This is a genomic window from Methyloversatilis sp., from assembly GCF_051861465.1.
Classification (GTDB): Bacteria; Pseudomonadota; Gammaproteobacteria; order Burkholderiales; family Rhodocyclaceae; genus Methyloversatilis.
In genome coordinates, this window is the sequence record NZ_JBHYCQ010000006.1 from 272,383 (window position 1) to 289,230 (window position 16,848).

Below are 16,848 nucleotides of genomic sequence, written 5' to 3' on the forward strand. Positions count from 1 at the left end.
GTCTGCCGCCGACTGACTTCACGCCGGCGTGAAGCTTGTCGACCGCGTTCAGCCCAGTCGCCGGCGCGCGATGCTGCCGATCATGAGCAGGCCCGCCAGCATCATGGCGTAGGTTTCCGGCTCGGGTACCGGCGCGACAGCAAACGAAATGCGATAAACGCTGGTGTCGGCTGCGAGTGTGCTGTCGAGCGTGTAGCCGGTCGCAGTCGTGAGGCCGTTGTAGGCAGCGAGCTCGGCAAAATTGAACGCAACCACCGAATTCTGCGGCGCGCGCAGGTCGTTGTTGCCGACAAACGCCGACGCGGCGGGGTCGAATACCTCGGAGCCGGCATCCCAGATTTGCCGGGCGGTCTGGTTGATCGAACTGATGACCAGATTGCCTGCGGCGTCGAACAGCTGGTAGCGCATCGGCGAATCGTTGCCGATGAAGAAATCGTTGCTCGGCACGACCATGGCCGCGAACGTGAAGAACCGGTTGAGCGCGCTGTCAACGGTGAAGGTGGCGCTGCTCGTGCCACCTGGCTGCAACAAGCCGCCCAGCGTGCCGCGGGTTGCTGTCGGGTCGGCTGCGGCGAAGGCCGCCTGCCATGCGCCACCCGCACCGCCCTCGGCGACCGAAATGATGGGCTCGGTCGCGACGCTGCCCAGATTGAAGGCGTCGAAGCTGCCGTTGTTGAATCCGAAGTGCAGTGGCGCGAAGCTGATGCCGTTGGCGGGTACGAGGTTTTCCACGGTGACCGTGATGTCGACGAGGGCCGCCTGGGCCGACGAAGCGAGGCCGACCAGCACCATGGCTGCGGCCAGACGGGACGTGCGCAATGAAATGGGAAACATGAGGACTCTCCGGGATATGGGATATGTGAGGTGAGCCGGCCCCTGAACTGCTGACCGGTGTCCGGATGCTAGGCAGCCCTTGTCACCGAGTCCTCACACAACCTTCACCGCGACGGGATGCATGCTTTTCTGCCGCGGTGACGACTTTCACCACTTGGCTGGACACCGCTTCAGGAACCGACGACGCTGAAAACGATCCCTTGCCTAACCATGCGCGCCACTTTCATCCGTCTGTTGCTGCTTCTCGCCGTGCTCATCCAGTCGCCTGCATCGGCACTGGAGAGCGGAGCGGTCGTCAGCGCGCGCGCCACCGTCACGATGGTGTCGGCACAGGATGCTGCGCGTGCCGGCGATACGGTCGATCTCGCCTTGCATCTGCGCCTGGCCGAAGGCTGGCATATCTACTGGATGAATCCGGGCGACGCCGGGCAGCCGCCGCGCATCGAACTGTTTGCGCCGGCCGGCAGCACGGTGTCGGACATCCGCTGGCCGGCGCCGAAGCGCCACGTCGACGGGCCGGTGACCACCTTCATTCACGAAGGTGAAGTGCTGTTGCCCTTCAGCGTGACACTGCCGGCGGGCCTTGAAGGCCCGCAGACGCTGACGGCGAAAGCCGGCTGGCTGGTGTGCAAGGACATCTGCATTCCGGAAGAGGGCGTGTTCAGGCTGACGTTGCCGGCGGGTGAGGCGACCCGCAGCGCCGAAGCGCTGCTGTTCGATGCGGCACGCGATGCGGTTCCCGTGAAGTCCGACTGGCAGGCGGCGGTCAGCGCGGATGGCGTGCTCACAGTGAGCGGGCCGGGCGCTGATGCCATCGTCACGGCTGACTTTCTGCCGGCAGACTGGGGCCAGGTCGAACATGGTGCGGCGCAGACGCTGACAGTTTCCGACGGCCGCGCCGCACTCGCATTCCAGGCGGGCGCCGCGTTCGATCCGGCGCGCGCGCTGTCCGGCGTGCTCCATGTGCGCGACCGCGACGGCATCACCCGCGTGCTCTGGGTGGCGACGCCCGGAGCCGCCACCGAACGCGCGCCCGCCGTGCTGCTTGCGACCGGCGACGCGCCCTTGCCAGCGCCGGCCGGGTTGGCGTCCGCCGCAGCGCCGGTGGCAGATGGCCTCGGCCTCGCCTGGGCTGTGCTGTTCGCGCTGGCCGGTGGTCTGCTGCTCAACCTGATGCCCTGTGTATTCCCGGTGCTGGCGATCAAGGCGCTGTCGTTCGCCCGTCTGGGCGGTCACGCGCAGCGCACGGTGCGTGCGCAGTCGCTTGCCTACTGCGCCGGTGTCGTGACCACTTTCCTGCTGCTGGCCGGCGTGCTGCTCGCACTTCGCACAGCAGGGTTGCAGGCAGGTTGGGGCTTCCAGTTCCAGTCACCGGTGTTCGTGACCGCCATGGCGGCGCTGCTGTTCGTCATCGGCCTGAATCTGTCCGGCGTGTTCGGCTTCGGCAGCGGATTCGCGTCCGCCGGGGATGCGCTGGCATCACGACCGGGCCTGTCCGGCAGCTTCTTCACCGGCGCCCTGGCGGTCGTCGTCGCCACACCGTGCACCGCGCCCTTCATGGGAGGGGCGCTGGCGTTCGCGCTTGCAGCGCCGGCGGCACAGACCGTTGCGGTGTTCGTCGCCATGGGTGTCGGGTTGGCATTGCCTTATGCGCTGCTCGCCTTCGTGCCGGGTCTGGCGCGCCGCATGCCCCGACCCGGTCCGTGGATGGACCGCCTGAAGCAGGCGCTGGCCTTTCCGATGTACGCAGCGGCCGCCTGGCTGGTGTGGGTGCTGAGCCAGCAATCCGGCGCCGATGGCGTGCTGATGGCACTGGTCGTGTTGTTGTTGCTGGCGCTCGCCGGCTGGTTGCTCGGGGTGGCGCAGGGTGGCGCGCCAAACGCGGGCACGTGGCGGACCGGCGCACTGTTGGTGGCACTGCTTGCGGCCGTCGGCATCGCGCGCGCGCCGGAGCCTGCCGGCGGCGCACCCTCCGTCGGCATTGCGTCGGCCGGGGCGGAACCTTATGTGCCCGCGCGCCTGGGCGAACTGCGCGCAGCCGGCAGGCCGGTATTCATCAACATGACAGCGGCCTGGTGCGTCACCTGCCTGGTAAACGAGAAGGTGGCGCTGTCGACGACCGGCGTGCAGCAGGCATTCGCCCGGCGCGGCATCACCTACATGAAGGGTGACTGGACGCGCAGCGATCCGCTGATCACTGATTTTCTGCGTCAGCACGGCCGCGACGGCGTGCCGCTCTACGTCTATTTCCCGCCGGATGGCGCACCGCCGGCGGTGCTTCCGCAGATCCTGACCGAGCAGATCGTGCTCGACCGGATCGGTTCCTGATCCTTTCACGGAGGAATGGCCATGCTCTTCAGTTCCCGAACGTCCCGCCTGCTGATGTCGGCGGCGGTTGCACTGCTGCCGGCGGCTGCGCTCGCCGCGCCGAAGGTCGGCGAACCTGCGCCTGCCTTTACGGGTGTGGATGCCCACGGCAAGACCGTCACGCTGTCCGGACTCGCCGGCAAGACCGTGGTGCTGGAATGGATGAACGATGGTTGCCCGTATGTCGTCAAGTGGTACAAGAGCGGCGAAATGCAGAAGCTGCAGCGCGACGCGACCACAAAGGGCGCCGTATGGCTGACCGTGGCCAGTTCGGCGCCGGGCGAGCAGGGCCATGTCGACGGCGAAACGGCGCTGAAGCAGACGGCGGACAGAAATGCGTCACCGACCCATTTCGTGCTCGACCCCAAAGGTGTCATCGGGCGTGCCTACGGTGCGCAGGTCACGCCGCACATGTACGTGATCGCACCGGACGGCAAGCTGGCCTACATGGGGGGAATCGACAGCATCGCATCGACCGACCCGGCCGACATTCCGAAGGCCGAACCGCTGGCGCGGCTGGCCATCAATCAGGTGCTGGATGGGAAGCCGGTCACCAAGCCGGTGACGCGCGCCTATGGGTGCTCGGTGAAATACGCGAACTGAGGGTTCCACGGGGCGGGATCCGGTGCGCCTGCCCTACCACGCACCGCGAATGGAGAGCGACCAGGGCACGTCGGTGCCCTGGCGATCAATCGTCAGGCGCTGACGATTTCCTGTCCCGCGTGCAGCCGGTTCTGTGCCTTGACCAGACGTTCCATCGTACGCAGGTCGCGCCGGTCGAGCTTCATTGCGCCACGCACCCACTCGCGCACCACGTCTTCCAGTTCCTGGTAGGTCAGGCGGATGAAGGCGTGCATCTTGGCGCGCTGGAAGGCACGGAAGCCCTTGAGCTGGGAACTCATGGAGCGCATGACATCGCGCGCCACCTGCTCTCCGGTGCCGGGCTCGGCCAGGTGATCGACGAGACCGAGCGCGTGCATTTCTTCGGCACTCATGATGCGGGCGTTCAGGATGAGATCCTCGGCGATCCGCGGCCCGACCTTGCGCGCCACGAGACTGTAGGCGCCCATGCCCGGGAACAGGTTGAACATCATTTCCGGAAAGCCCAGCTTGCTGCCGCGCTCGGCAATGACCACGTGGCAGGACAGCGCAGCCTCGAAACCGCCGCCGAGCGCATCCCCCTGGATGACCGCCATCGACACCGCATCGGCATGCAGACCGGATACATTGTTGTTAATGGCGCGGATGCAGGCCTGGGCGTAACGCATCAGCGCCTGCTGGTCACCGGCTTCGACCAGCCGGCGGAACAGGTCGAGGTCGCCGCCCAGGTTGTATACGCCGGGAACGGATGAGCAGTTCAGGAAGAAATCCACAGTGCCCGGAGCCAGTTCCACCTCTTGCTGCTGGGCAACGACATCCGCCAGCAGTTCCGGGGTGAAGCAGGGGCGGCCGACCGGATGCGCGTACATCCACAGCGATCGGGTGTCGGCGTCGTAGCGCGAAGTGATCAGCGGTGTCGACAGCAGTCGGGGTCCGCGCGGGGCAGCACCGAACTGAACGACGTTGTCGACATGCACACGCTGTTTTTCATGCGACTGTAAAGACGTTTCTGCCTTGGTGATGCAGACAGGCAGAGCATGAGTAGCGGTTGGGTCAGCGGTGTTCGGAATCGGAGCATCAGACGACGCGCACGACGTGCGCACCGTATTGCACGGGGTCAACAGATCCATTTCAGCCTCCGTCGGAATAGCCGACAAAAAAGCATGCTGAAAAACGTCGCCAATCAGGCGAACTGGAGAGGCATTTATTTGCCTTTTATTCCTGCTGTCTGGTGCACGATTCCAGACAGAGTCTGACCCTGTAAGTGCATGTTACGACAACATGAGAATTTTTTGCTTGAAATTTTGATTGCACCGGACGGGGATCAATCTGCTGCTCGGCTATAGTCGGACGCAACAGGAGGAATCGATGACAGCAGCCGCATCCGGCACCGAGCAACGCGAACACAAACTGACCCTGCAGGAGCTCGTTGACGCCATGGTGGCCGACGGCCTGCTGGGCGATGCGGTGGCGCGTACCTTCATGCACGACCGCCGCTACTGGCGAGGCGGCGAGCATCCGCTCGTCGTGCTGGCACAGCAGAAATGGCGCTCGCTGCATCCGCCGCACCGCCCGCTCAATCTGGATGCGCTGACGGAATGGATGGCCGGCTGGAGCGGTCACGAGTACTACCACATCGACCCGCTGAAGGTTGATTTTGCGGCCGTGACCGAGGTGGTGTCGAGCGCCTACGCCAACCGGTTCCGCATCCTGCCGGTCCAGGCATCGGCGCGCGAGGTGGTGATCGCGACCGCCGAGCCTTTCATGAACGAATGGGAAAAGGAGCTGGCGCCCATCCTGCGCCGGCCGATCCGGCGCGTCATCGCCAACCCGGACGATATCGCCCGCTACGTGGTCGAGTTCTACAGTCTGGCGAAATCGGTCAAGGGTGCGGCCAAGCGGGGTGATGTCAGCGGTGTCGGCGCGTCGAATTTCGAACAGCTGGTCGAACTGGGCCGCAGCAACCGGCCGCTCGATGCCAATGACCAGCACATCGTCACCATCGTCGACTGGCTGTGGCAATACGCTTTCGAGCAGCGTGCCAGCGACATCCACATCGAGCCGCGGCGCGACTTCGGCGTCGTGCGCTTCCGCATCGATGGCGTGCTGCATCAGGTCTATCAGATTCCGATGCCGGTACTGGGGGCGATGACTTCGCGCATCAAGATACTGGGCCGCATGGACGTGGTGGAAAAGCGCCGGCCGCAGGACGGGCGGATCAAGACGCGCGCACCCGACGGCCAGGAAATCGAGCTGCGTCTGTCCACGCTGCCGACCGCCTTTGGCGAAAAGCTGGTGATGCGGGTGTTCGACCCGGAAGTGCTGGTGCGCGACTTCCGCGATCTGGGCTTTTCCGACGAGGACGCGCGGCGCTGGAAGAACATGACGACACAGCCGAACGGCATCGTGCTGGTGACCGGTCCGACCGGCTCGGGCAAGACCACCACGCTGTACTCGACACTGAAGAACCTCGCCACGCCCGAGGTCAATGTATGCACGCTCGAAGACCCGATCGAAATGATCGAGCCGTCGTTCAATCAGGTGCAGGTGTCGGCCGACATCGGCGTCACCTTTTCGGCCGGTATCCGATCGCTGATGCGGCAGGACCCGGACATCATCATGGTGGGCGAGATACGCGACCTCGAAACGGCCGAAATGGCGATCCAGGCGGCGCTGACCGGTCACCTCGTGCTGTCGACGCTGCATACCAACGATGCGCCGTCGGCGATTACCCGCCTGATGGATCTGGGCGTACCCAGCTATCTGCTGAACGCTACGGTGCTGGGCGTGATGGCGCAACGGCTGGTCCGCACGCTGTGTCCGCACTGCCGCAAGCCGGCCACGCCGCAGGAAACCGATCCGCAAGCCTGGAACGAACTGGTGTCGCCGTGGAAGGCGAGCCGTCCGGATCGTTTCATGCAGTCGGTCGGCTGCCTGGAATGCCGCATGACGGGCTACGCGGGCCGCATCGGCATCTACGAAATCCTGCTGATGTCGCCGGAAATCAAGAACCTGATTTCGGCCAGCGCCGACATTGCCGCGCTGCGCGAACAGGCTTATCGCGAAGGCATGTATCCGCTTCGGGTGTCCGGTGCCCTGAAGATCGCCCAGGGCGTGACCACACTGGGCGAAGTCATGAAGGTGGCGCCGCCGGCCTGAAGCCGGCTGCGCGCCGCCGTGCTCAGTACCCTTCGCCCGGTGGCCAGCCGACCCCGACGAAGGGCGGCTTGCGGCCGACCAGTCCTTCGAGCAGCGTCAGTTCCGCATCTGTGTGGTTGATCAGTCGGGCGGCCGACATCATGTCGCCACCCGGCTTGTCGCGCAGCCACATCGGCTTGTCGTGATGGCGGGTCTGGATGGTTTCGGTCTGCCCCGGATCACCGTTGCGCGCGATGACCGCTTCGCCGTAGCACAGACAGAAGTAGGTCTGGTCCTCGGCCGTTTCGATGTAGCAGCCGGTGCCCCGGATACCGATCGTGGCCGCCGGGGTCGCGATGCGCCGCTGGCCGCGGTCGAACACCGACAGCAGGCGCCCGGTGATGACGCGCATCAGGTCGGCGGCAACGCCGCTGCCAAAGGCGACATGCGAGTTGCCACGCTGCATGAACGCGTCGCGGCCTATCACGTAGATCGCTTCCGACCCCGCGCCGGTGCGCACCGTGTCGCCCGGATGTACCGGCATGCCGAATTTCGCCGGCACGCCGTTGATCGTCACGTTGCCACGGAAGCCGCGCAGCCCGGGGCGGTCGTCGCGGGCCAGCGCCTCGCGTACCAGCGTGTCCAGTGCCAGCGGGGCGGCACTGCCGGCCACCAGCAAGCGCGTGAGCATGCGTCGTCTGTCCATCCGGCTGTCTCCCTGTTGTGTTGGAGCGAATTATGGCCTGCGCGGCAGACTGCCGGACGCATTCATCCTGAAAACCTCGGCTGACCGCTTGCCATACGCTTCAAAGCCCTGGCCGTCGCGTCGGTTGTGGTTCTCCGGAGCTTCTCCTTTCGGATGAGATCTGCGGGGCCGCGGGCACGGCCAGCGGGCCGCCCGACGACGTTGCGCGTCCTTGAAGGGCGCCATGCTGCCGCGTCCTCGCGCCTTGCCGTGCTCTCCGCCAAACCCGCTCACAGCGCCGATCAACGGAGGTTTTCAGGATCATTCGTCGCCGGCAAGCACAGCGTCACCCAGACCGACGCGACCGCTGCGCAGCACCCGCGCGGTGATGCCGCCATGGCCGCGCATCGCGTTGTAGCCGCCACGGCCCAGATTGCTTTCCATGCGCGAGCAGGGGTCGCAGGTTCCGGTGTATTCCAGCAGCGCTTCGCCCAGCTGGAAGCGTCGGCCCTTCAGCGCCAGAAGATTGATGCCGCTGACCACGATGTTGCGTCGCACTTGTTCCGGGCTGACGACATCCGTACCGAGCAGGCCGGCCACCGTCTGCAGATGTTCGGCCTGTATCAGCGTGACCTGGCGCTTGCCGCCCGGGCTGGCGTAATGGTCGCCTTCCAGCCCGAGTGCCTCGATGGCCTGTACCGATTCGACCGGCTGGAGCGGCTTCAGCCGCGCCGGCCGTACCCCGATCCAGGTCACGCAGCCCGGCTGGGCGAAGGTGGATTTCAATGATTCCAGGGTATTCATGTGCGCTCGCGATATCGGTCATCCAGGCGGATGCTACTTCACGCGAACAGCCCGTGCAGATACCAGCGGTGTGGTGGCAGGTGTTCGCGGAAGATCCACAACTCAGCGTGATCGGTGCCCAGCGCGACGAAATAGTCGCGCAGCGCGTCGCCCGGACTGGCGTCCCCATCGGTGTCCCACCAGCCGGATTCGATGCGTTCGGGGCCGCTGACCAGTTCGAGCGGTCCGCCGCGCCACGGCTGGTTGCCGAGGGTCTGCAGCAACCGGGGTTCGGGCAGTAGCCAGAGCGGGCGTCTGCCGCCTGGCGCAGCGACGGTCGTGCCCGGACCGGGCTCGACCTGCTGCTGCGACCGTTCCGGCCGGTGGTCTGCGCAGGCGGACAGTGCGTACACCCTGTCCGGTCCGAGCCGGGCGCGCAGGTGTTCGATCAGCAGCCTGCCGGCTTCCTGCCGCCGGGCGGGCGAGGGGGCCTGCGGACCGAACAGGTCTTCGCTGCGCCCTGCCAGTTCGATCCAGTGTGCAGCCTTCAGGCGCAGCGCGCCGACGGCTTCGGGCAAGGCAAGCCGTGCCAGGTGTTCGCGCGTCAGCAGTGCCATGCGATGGGCGTCACGTGACGGCGTGCCCAGTGTCAGCGTCAGCACGGTCGGCGGATGGTGTTCGTGTTCCAGTTCGAGCCGACAGCTTTCGATGCCGGCATGCACGGCGGCCAGCTGCGTGCAGCAGGCGTTGAACAGCCGGTTGGCCGCGAACAGCAGCACGTCGCTGTCGTGTCGCGGCACCGGCAGTTCGAGTCGGCTGTCGATCTGCGGTGGTGCCTCGAAATACGGCCGCGGATCAGGTCGCTGACCGAGCGCCTGGTCGAGCAGGCGACGCAGTCCGGCGGCATCGCGTCGCGCCAGGGCGTCGCGCGGCAGCTTCATCACTTCACCCACGGTACGCAGGCCGCTGCCGGCAAGCAGGGCGAGCAGGGACGCATCGGCTTCCATCGCACGCAGTGGCAAGGCGGCCAGTGCTTCGGCCAGGGCGTGATCATCGTCTGCGACGCATTGACCTGGCGTGGCGCGCGCCAGCCAGCGGGCTGCGCGTGGGGTGGGGGCGCAGGCGCTCAGCGCCCGGAAGCCGGCCGCAGCCAGATCGCTGCGCAGATGGCGCAGCAGGGCGTCCAGCCCGCCGAACAGCCGCGTGCTGCCGGCAATGTCGAGCAGCAGGCCGTCATCTTCCAGCACGACCCGCGGCGTGTAGCGCAGCGCACAGCCCGCGGCTTCACGCAGTGCAGAGCGCTCGGCCTCGGGAGATTTCGGTCGTACGAGCAGATCCGGGGCTATTGCCAGTGCGTCGGCCACACCCTGTCCGGGGCGCACGCCCTGTGCCAGTGCCGTCGCGTCCAGCGCACACACGCGCTGCCGATGCACCACAGCCAGCGGACGGGTGTGCGAAGGGTTGCGGAACAGGGCCTGCAGGGGCCAGTCGGGAAAGACGAGTGCCAGCCAGCGCATGATCCTGAAAACCTCATTTGACCGCTCACCAGGTTATTGAATCGAAAGTCTTCGCCAACGACACTGCCGTCGCATTCCGGAGCATCACCCCGCAGATGGGAGCGCTTCGCCACCGCGTGCACGGCTGGCGGGGCGCCCGGTCGCGTCCCCGCGCCTTGCCGTACTCCCCGCCAACCCTGCCCACGACGCCGATCAACCGGGGTTTTCAGGATGATTTGTCGACGTTCGTTTGCGTCAGGGGCTTCATGCGATCAGCGCCAGCGCGGGTGGGGTGGCACGGCGCACCACTGTCACCGCCTGAGGCGCGTCGAAACGTGTGCCTTGCAGGTAGAGCGGCTGGTTCGCCGGCGCACCTCGCCGTTTCAGGATGTCGATGCGCAGCACGCCGGCTGCGCGAGCCGACAACTGCAGTCGCAGTACCGCAGGCGAGGCGTGCTGTGCCTGCTGCAGCGGACGGAACAGGATCAGCGGAATCGCCGCTTCGCGTACCGCCAGCTGCAGCCGTCGCAGCAATGCATTGTCGACACGGTCGAGCCAGCCGACGACCACCGAACAGACGCCTGAACGCAATGCCTGGCGGATTGCCCACACCCGCTCGCCCGTCGTGTCTGCCCGTACCATGATCAATTGCCGGGTCCGTATGCCGGCTGCCGCCAGCGCAGACACGCCGGGCAGATGGGGTGGCGCCACCCAGATACGCCAGTGGCTCTCTGCTTCGGCTCCGGCCAGCAAAGGCATCAGCAGCGACAGTTCGCCGTGGCCGCTGCAATCGGTCAGCAGTTCGGTCATTTCGCCGATCGGCCAGCCTCGGCCGGGCAGAGCGGCATCCAGCATGGCGTGACCGGTCGGTATGCCGTTCGGCACACTCGGTGACACGTCGCCGGCCCGCCAGAGGGACGGGTGCCGCAAGAGGCTGAACGCTTGCGTGGTCATTGCGTCAGACCGGACTGCCATTGCGGATCAGACCCACCACCACGCCCTCGATCACCAGCGGATCGCGCTGCGTATCGATCACGATGGGCTGGAACTCCGGGTTTTCGGGCAGCAGTTCAACGCGTGAGCCAAGCCGTTTCAAACGCTTCACGGTCACTTCTTCGCTCAGGCGGGCAACGATGATCTGGCCATTCACCGCTTCGTTCGTGGCGTGGATGGCGAGCAGGTCGCCATCCAGGATGCCGGCGTCACGCATGCTCTGGCCACGCACCCGCAGCAGGTAGTCGGCGCGGGGTGAAAACATTGCCGGATCAAGCTGGTAGCGACCCTGTACATGTGCATCGGCCAGTATCGGACTGCCTGCCGCCACCCGGCCGATCAGCGGGATGCCGGGAGATTCGGTCAGCCGGATGCCGCGTGCACGACCTTCGTCCAGACTGATGACACCCTTGCGTGCCAGTGCACGCAGATGGCTTTCTGCGGCATTGGGGGAACGGAAGCCGAAGGCCTGCGCGATTTCCGCCCGGGTGGGCGGGCTGCCGCGCTCGCTGACGGCATCGCGTATCAGTTGCAGGATCTGTTGCTGACGGGCTGTCAGGGCGCTTGAGACCATGATTTGGTACAGGAGTGTTCGTTGACTGTATTTTTATACAGTTATCGATCGACCTGCAAGCGCTTTGCACTGCGGAAAACGGAATGTCGAGATTTGTTACACGTCAAAATCTGTGATCAGAGGCACAGAAAGAGGTTCTGTCGAAACAGAATTCGTTTCAAGTCAATGAAATAAAAAGACTTTATATTTTATATGGAGGGTTTCAGCACTTTGTGACGGTCTGTGCCCTACGACTTAGGTCATGCACCCGCGCGTCGAAGTTTCTGACAGTGCTGCGTTGCAGCGAACTTTCGGGGCTTGCCCGGACAACAAAAAAGCACCCGAAGGTGCTTTCTTGTTGAACGGCTGAAGCCGATCAGCTCATGCGACGCTTTGCCATCAGACCGATCATGCCCAGGCCTGCAAGCATCATCAGGTAGGTATCGGCTTCCGGCACGACTGCGATCGGTGCCGTGGTCGACACCAGCGAGAACACGCCACCACCGGAGCCCGTAGCCATACCGGTCACCTTGTAGTAGTAGTCGCCGGCAGCCAGTGAGTTGGCGGTGAAGAAGGTTTCGCTGAAGCCGTAGGCGGAAACGAAGGTGTCGGAGGCACCCATTTCCTTGTACAGATAGACGATACCGTCGGTGATGCCCAGGAACGGGCTGAATTCGATGGAGGAAGCAGACGTGGACAGCGAACTGACCGAAGTCAGCGAGAATTCGAAGATTTCCGAGAAAAGACCTGATGCGACGGTCGGGATCGCAACTTCCAGCGTGTCATGAACACCCCAGTCTGTTGCAGCCTGGGCGCCTGATACGGCGAACAGGCCAGTTACGGCTACTGCCAGTAGAGATTTCTTCATTTCCGTGCCTTTCGAAAAAGTGACAGATCGCAAAGTAAATTTTTGCAAGAACGACTGTCTGACACAACCATTTGAGCCGCTTTCAATTGCAACTGCATGAAACCGGACTCTCTGTGATTGCCTCGGGTGACAGGCGGTCGATCCCGAAGGTTGATAAGCAAGCGGCGTGCCGTCAGGGGCCGGCGAGAGTCCGTATCCGGGATTGTTTCCCAAGTTAATGAAATAAAACTATTTTCCTCATTCGCTCCTGGATCGGCCATCGTGCAGTGCCTTGCTTGATCCGTGCTTCATGCCCTTTTTTGTGCACAGCAGCGTCGGCTTTTCTTACAGCGCCTTCATGACTTGTCGGCGGATAGCGCTGGTAGAATCCGCCGCATCATCCGGGAGCCGTTATGCGCGCCGTGCGCGGCTGGGAGGTGTGCATGCTGAATGCAGGACAACCCGCTCCGCTGTTCGAGCTGCCGGACGCCGATTTTGAACTGTTCGATCTGCGCGAACAGATGGCGCGGCATCTGACAGTGCTCTATTTCTATATCAAGGACGATACGCCGGGATGCACCGCCCAGGCGATCGAATTCAGCGATCTCGAAGAACATTTCCGGAACTGCGACTGCACCATCGTGGGGATCAGTCGCGATGAGTTGTTCACTCATGCAGAATTCCGCGACAAGCACGGACTGGCGTTCAGGTTGCTGTCCGATGTCGACGCCGAGGTCAGCCGGCGCTATGGTGCGTGGCGCGAACGCGAGGTCGAAGGCCGGTCACGTTTCTGCATGACCCGCTCGACCTTCATCATCGACCGGAAAGGTGTCATACGTTACGCGCAATACGGCGTGAATCCGCGCGGGCACGCAGGAGAAATCCTCGAATGCGTGCGCGCACTCCATACGAAAGGAATCAGGAATGCTCATCACCAAGGACTCGGTCGTCACTCTTAAATACAGCGTGACCGATCCGGACGGAAATCTGGTCGACTCGGGTGCTGCGCCGCTCGCCTATCTGCATGGCGGTTATGGCGGCATCTTCCAGCCGATCGAGGAAGCGCTCGAAGGCCAGGCCGTCGGCTATGAAGTGGTCGTCAAGCTGCAGCCGGAAGATGCATTCGGCGAATACGACGAAGAACTGGTGGAGATCGAGTCGCGCTCGAACTTCCCGGAAAACATCGAAGTCGGCATGCAGTTCGAGCGCGTCAGCCCGGATGGCGAAGAAGAAGGTCTGTACACCGTCACCGACATCACCGATGACCGCATCGTGATCGACGGCAATCATCCGCTCGCCGGCACCGCACTGGTTTTTTCCTGCACCGTGGCCGAAATCCGCAAGGCGTCTGCGGAAGAGCTGACGCACGGTCACGTGCACGGCGAGCACGGTCACCAGCACTGATCCGTCGCCGACGGGCGGCCGTTGCGCGGCCCGTCTCCCCCCCGACTCCGTCACGGAGTTCCAGTTTTCCTTTCCGGGAGCATTCATGTCGCGCGTGCTGGTCACCGGGGGTGCGGGCTATATCGGCTCGCATACCTGCATCGAACTCATGTCGGCCGGCCACGATGTGGTCGTGGTCGACAACCTGTGCAACAGCAAGTACGAGTCGCTGCGGCGCGTCGGACAGATTGCCGGTCGCCCGGTCGAGGCGTTCGTGCAGGCCGATGTCCGTGATCGCGCTGCGCTGCGGGCGGTGTTCTCGGCACACGCGATCGACGCGGTCATCCATTTCGCCGGCCTGAAGGCGGTCGGCGAGTCGGTCGCCAAACCGCTCGAGTACTACGACAACAATGTCAGCGGCACCGTGGCGTTGTGCGAGGTGATGGCCGAAGCCGGCGTGAAGACGCTGGCCTTCTCGTCCTCGGCCACGGTCTATGGCGATCCGGCATCGGTGCCGATCCGTGAGGACTTTCCGACCGGCCCGACCAACCCTTACGGATGTTCCAAGTGGATGGTCGAACACGTGCTGCGCGACCTCAGTGCAGCCGATCCTTTGTGGCGCATCGCGCTGCTGCGCTACTTCAACCCGGTCGGCGCGCATGAATCCGGCCTGATCGGCGAAGACCCGAACGGCCTGCCCAACAATCTGATGCCCTTCGTGAGCCAGGTGGCCGTCGGCAAGCTGGCGCGGTTGCGCGTGTTCGGCGGCGACTGGCCGACGCCCGACGGCACCGGTGTACGCGACTACATCCACGTGCTTGATCTGGCGCAAGGCCATGTGCGGGCCATTGACTACCTTAAGAAGCAGACTGGCCTGCTGACGGTGAATCTGGGTACCGGACGCGGCTACAGCGTGCTCGACGTGGTGCATGCCTTCGAAGTTGCCAGTGGCCGGCCGGTTCCGTACGACATCGTCGAGCGCAGGCCGGGTGACATCGCCCAGTGCTACGCCGAGCCCGGCCTTGCAAACCGGCTTCTGGGCTGGGTTGCAGCGCGGGATCTGGCGCAGATGTGCGCCGATGCCTGGAAGTGGCAGCGCAACAACCCGGAGGGCTACGCCTGACAAGGCTTTGCCGAATCCGGGTCGAAAACGGGGTCGCGGCGCGATAGATGTCCGCAGAAATTTCGTGTTAGATCGCGCTGTAACCGTTTCGCCATATTCACCCAATCGACCCGGGAGAGCGTTCATGCACCTGCAAGCCGTGTTCGAAAAAGCCCACGCCACAGCCAACGAATCCAGCGCGGAAATCTTCCGCCAGTTGCTCGACGCACTCGAACACGACGCACCTTTCGACCTGCAGCAGCTGTACCGGCTTTCGTACGGCGACTTCGACATCGCCCTCAATGCGCTGCGCGAGTGGCGTTCCCAGCGCTACGTCTGGATGCTCGAACACGAGGGCGCTCAGCCCTGGCGCAGCCACCTGAGTTGAGCCCTGCCTGCGCGGGACCTGTCACGGCATCGTGATGGGGCTGTGTTAACCTCGGCTCATGCTTCGCTGTTCACGTCTTTCCCGCGGTTTCACATTGATCGAGCTGATGGTGGTGATCGCCATCATCGGCGTGCTCGCCACCATGGCCATGCCGATGGTGGAGCTGGCACGCGTGCGTGCCGATGAATCCGAACTGCGCACCGCGCTGCGGCAGATCCGTACTGCGCTCGATGACTACCGCAAGGCCTGGGACGAAGGCCGCATCGAAAAGAAGGTCGGTGCCAGCGGCTACCCGCCCAGCCTCGATGTGCTGGTCAGCGGCGTGAAGGACGTCAAGCAGCCGAACGACGTCAAGATCTATTTCCTGCGCCGCATCCCGCGCGACCCCTTTCACACCGACAAGAGCACGCCGGCGGAACAGACTTGGGGACTGCGCAGCTACGCCAGCCCGCCGGACGAGCCGACGCCGGGCGCCGACGTCTTCGACGTGTTCTCGCTGTCCGGCCGCACCGGCCTGAACGGCATTGCCTACCGGAACTGGTGAATGCGCAAGCCCCTGTTTTCACGCGGTTTCACGCTGATCGAACTGCTGGTCGTCATGGCCATCATCGCGGTGCTGCTGACGCTGGCCGCGCCGCGCTACTTCGAACATCTCGACCGCTCGCGCGAAGCCACGCTGAAGCAGACGCTGGCGGTCACGCGCGATGCGATCGACAAGTTCCGCGGGGATCGCGGCGCATATCCGCAAAGCCTGCAGGAACTGGTCGAACGTCAGTATCTGCGCAAGTTGCCGTTCGATCCGGTGACCGACAGCGCCGACACCTGGATCGTCGTGCCGCCGCGTGACACCGCGACCGACAGCGGCGTGGCCGACCTGAAGAGCGGGGCCGAAGGCACGTCGCGCGACGGCACGGCCTTTTCCGAGCTGTGAGCCGATGAGCGGGCGCGTGCGCCTGTCGACGTCGCAGCGGGGGTTTTCCTATCTGCTGCTGCTGTTTGCCGTCGCCGCCCTCGGTATCGCCAGCGCCGGCAGCGCGCTGATGTGGAGCACGCTGGCGCAGACCGAACGCGAGCGCGAACTGCTGTTCATCGGCGGCGAATTTTCGCGTGCGTTGCAGCGCTACTTCGACGCGTCGCCCGCCGAACCCAAGAGCTATCCCGCCACCCTGCAGGATCTGCTGGAAGACAAGCGCCAGCCGACGCCGCTGCGCCATCTGCGCAAGCTCTATTTCGACCCGATGACGCGCAGCCAGGACTGGGGCCTGGTCGTCAGCGGCGGGCAGATCCGCGCGGTGTACAGCAAGTCGGAGCAACCGGCCCGCATCACGCTGCTGCCGGCCTGGGTCGATGCCACCGGCGACAAGGTCGCCAGCTCGCTGAAAAATGCCGCGCCGGCTCCGGGTACTGTCGTGTCGCCCACCGCGCTCAACGCCGCGCCGGTGGCGCGTGGCAAGCCCGGTGAGCGCCGCCATGCCGACTGGTTGTTCGTGCCGATGCCCAGCGGCGGCACGGCGGCGAATGCCGCTGCGGGTGGAACCGGAACGGGCGGGCCCGCAGGCGGTTCGTCCGACGCAGGGTCGCCGACCGACCCGGCCAGCCCCTCAGCCACGCCCGGCCGTTCGCTGCAGGAAATCTATACCAGCGGTGGCGCAGCACCGGCCGGCGACGGGCCCCAGTGA

Annotated in this window: 18 protein-coding genes; 10 read left to right on the forward strand and 8 right to left on the reverse strand. The window is 64.7% G+C overall.

What is annotated here, in order from left to right; translation table 11 throughout:
- Positions 1 to 48: 48 nt before the first annotated feature.
- The gene (locus tag ACTIFF_RS11065; RefSeq protein WP_439536879.1) at positions 49 to 834 is read right to left on the reverse strand and encodes a spondin domain-containing protein; all 786 of its coding nucleotides are present in this window, start codon (positions 832 to 834) and stop codon (positions 49 to 51) included.
- A gap of 210 nt (positions 835 to 1,044) precedes the next feature.
- Here ACTIFF_RS11065 and ACTIFF_RS11070 point away from each other — a divergent pair, with 210 nt between their 5' ends.
- A complete protein-coding gene (locus tag ACTIFF_RS11070; RefSeq protein WP_439536880.1) occupies positions 1,045 to 3,162 on the forward strand; it encodes a protein-disulfide reductase DsbD family protein in 2,118 nt (705 codons plus the stop codon).
- A 21-nt stretch (positions 3,163 to 3,183) separates the two neighbouring features.
- Positions 3,184 to 3,804 (forward strand): redoxin domain-containing protein, encoded by a 621-nt coding sequence (locus ACTIFF_RS11075; RefSeq protein ID WP_306475876.1) that lies wholly within the window; start codon positions 3,184 to 3,186, stop codon positions 3,802 to 3,804.
- A 92-nt stretch (positions 3,805 to 3,896) separates the two neighbouring features.
- Here the strand turns inward: ACTIFF_RS11075 and ACTIFF_RS11080 are convergent, their stop codons facing one another.
- Positions 3,897 to 4,778, reverse strand: coding sequence for a crotonase/enoyl-CoA hydratase family protein (locus tag ACTIFF_RS11080; RefSeq protein WP_439536881.1), 882 nt, complete (start codon positions 4,776 to 4,778; stop codon positions 3,897 to 3,899).
- A gap of 391 nt (positions 4,779 to 5,169) precedes the next feature.
- Here ACTIFF_RS11080 and ACTIFF_RS11085 point away from each other — a divergent pair, with 391 nt between their 5' ends.
- Complete coding sequence (locus ACTIFF_RS11085; protein WP_257093416.1) at positions 5,170 to 6,960, forward strand: GspE/PulE family protein; 1,791 nt, start codon at positions 5,170 to 5,172, stop codon at positions 6,958 to 6,960.
- A 22-nt stretch (positions 6,961 to 6,982) separates the two neighbouring features.
- On the opposite strand, the gene ACTIFF_RS11090 is transcribed toward ACTIFF_RS11085, so the two are convergent.
- From ACTIFF_RS11090 to ACTIFF_RS11115, 6 genes are all read right to left on the reverse strand, one after another.
- Positions 6,983 to 7,645, reverse strand: a complete 663-nt coding sequence (locus ACTIFF_RS11090) for a hypothetical protein (protein WP_439536882.1) — start codon at positions 7,643 to 7,645, stop codon at positions 6,983 to 6,985.
- Between the two features lie 300 nt (positions 7,646 to 7,945).
- Positions 7,946 to 8,428, reverse strand: a complete 483-nt coding sequence (locus ACTIFF_RS11095; RefSeq protein ID WP_439536883.1) for an MOSC domain-containing protein — start codon at positions 8,426 to 8,428, stop codon at positions 7,946 to 7,948.
- Between the two features lie 38 nt (positions 8,429 to 8,466).
- Positions 8,467 to 9,924 (reverse strand): Y-family DNA polymerase, encoded by a 1,458-nt coding sequence (locus ACTIFF_RS11100; RefSeq protein ID WP_439536884.1) that lies wholly within the window; start codon positions 9,922 to 9,924, stop codon positions 8,467 to 8,469.
- A 243-nt stretch (positions 9,925 to 10,167) separates the two neighbouring features.
- Positions 10,168 to 10,878 (reverse strand): translesion DNA synthesis-associated protein ImuA, encoded by a 711-nt coding sequence (gene imuA / locus ACTIFF_RS11105; protein ID WP_439536885.1) that lies wholly within the window; start codon positions 10,876 to 10,878, stop codon positions 10,168 to 10,170.
- Positions 10,862 to 11,470, reverse strand: coding sequence for a transcriptional repressor LexA (gene lexA, locus ACTIFF_RS11110; RefSeq protein ID WP_439536886.1), 609 nt, complete (start codon positions 11,468 to 11,470; stop codon positions 10,862 to 10,864). Before lexA ends, imuA begins: the two co-directional genes overlap by 17 nt.
- Positions 11,471 to 11,825: 355 nt before the next feature.
- Entirely contained in the window at positions 11,826 to 12,317 is a 492-nt protein-coding gene (locus tag ACTIFF_RS11115; RefSeq protein WP_439536887.1) for an FxDxF family PEP-CTERM protein, read from the reverse strand.
- 392 nt (positions 12,318 to 12,709) lie between these two features.
- Here ACTIFF_RS11115 and ACTIFF_RS11120 point away from each other — a divergent pair, with 392 nt between their 5' ends.
- The 7 genes from ACTIFF_RS11120 (at position 12,710) to ACTIFF_RS11150 (ending at position 16,848) form a co-directional block, all read left to right on the forward strand.
- Positions 12,710 to 13,255, forward strand: coding sequence for a peroxiredoxin (locus tag ACTIFF_RS11120; RefSeq protein ID WP_306475884.1), 546 nt, complete (start codon positions 12,710 to 12,712; stop codon positions 13,253 to 13,255).
- Positions 13,221 to 13,700 (forward strand): FKBP-type peptidyl-prolyl cis-trans isomerase, encoded by a 480-nt coding sequence (locus tag ACTIFF_RS11125; protein ID WP_069037435.1) that lies wholly within the window; start codon positions 13,221 to 13,223, stop codon positions 13,698 to 13,700. The genes ACTIFF_RS11120 and ACTIFF_RS11125 overlap by 35 nt, the downstream gene beginning before the upstream one ends.
- Before the next feature lie 85 nt (positions 13,701 to 13,785).
- Positions 13,786 to 14,802, forward strand: coding sequence for a UDP-glucose 4-epimerase GalE (galE, locus tag ACTIFF_RS11130; protein ID WP_439536888.1), 1,017 nt, complete (start codon positions 13,786 to 13,788; stop codon positions 14,800 to 14,802).
- Positions 14,803 to 14,926: 124 nt separating this feature from the next.
- On the forward strand, positions 14,927 to 15,169 hold the full coding sequence (locus ACTIFF_RS11135) for a hypothetical protein (RefSeq protein WP_439536889.1): 243 nt from the start codon (positions 14,927 to 14,929) through the stop codon (positions 15,167 to 15,169).
- Positions 15,170 to 15,227: 58 nt separating this feature from the next.
- A complete protein-coding gene (locus tag ACTIFF_RS11140; RefSeq protein ID WP_439536890.1) occupies positions 15,228 to 15,713 on the forward strand; it encodes a type II secretion system protein in 486 nt (161 codons plus the stop codon).
- A complete protein-coding gene (locus tag ACTIFF_RS11145) occupies positions 15,714 to 16,100 on the forward strand; it encodes a type II secretion system protein (RefSeq protein ID WP_257081697.1) in 387 nt (128 codons plus the stop codon).
- A 4-nt stretch (positions 16,101 to 16,104) separates the two neighbouring features.
- Complete coding sequence (locus tag ACTIFF_RS11150) at positions 16,105 to 16,848, forward strand: hypothetical protein (protein ID WP_439536891.1); 744 nt, start codon at positions 16,105 to 16,107, stop codon at positions 16,846 to 16,848.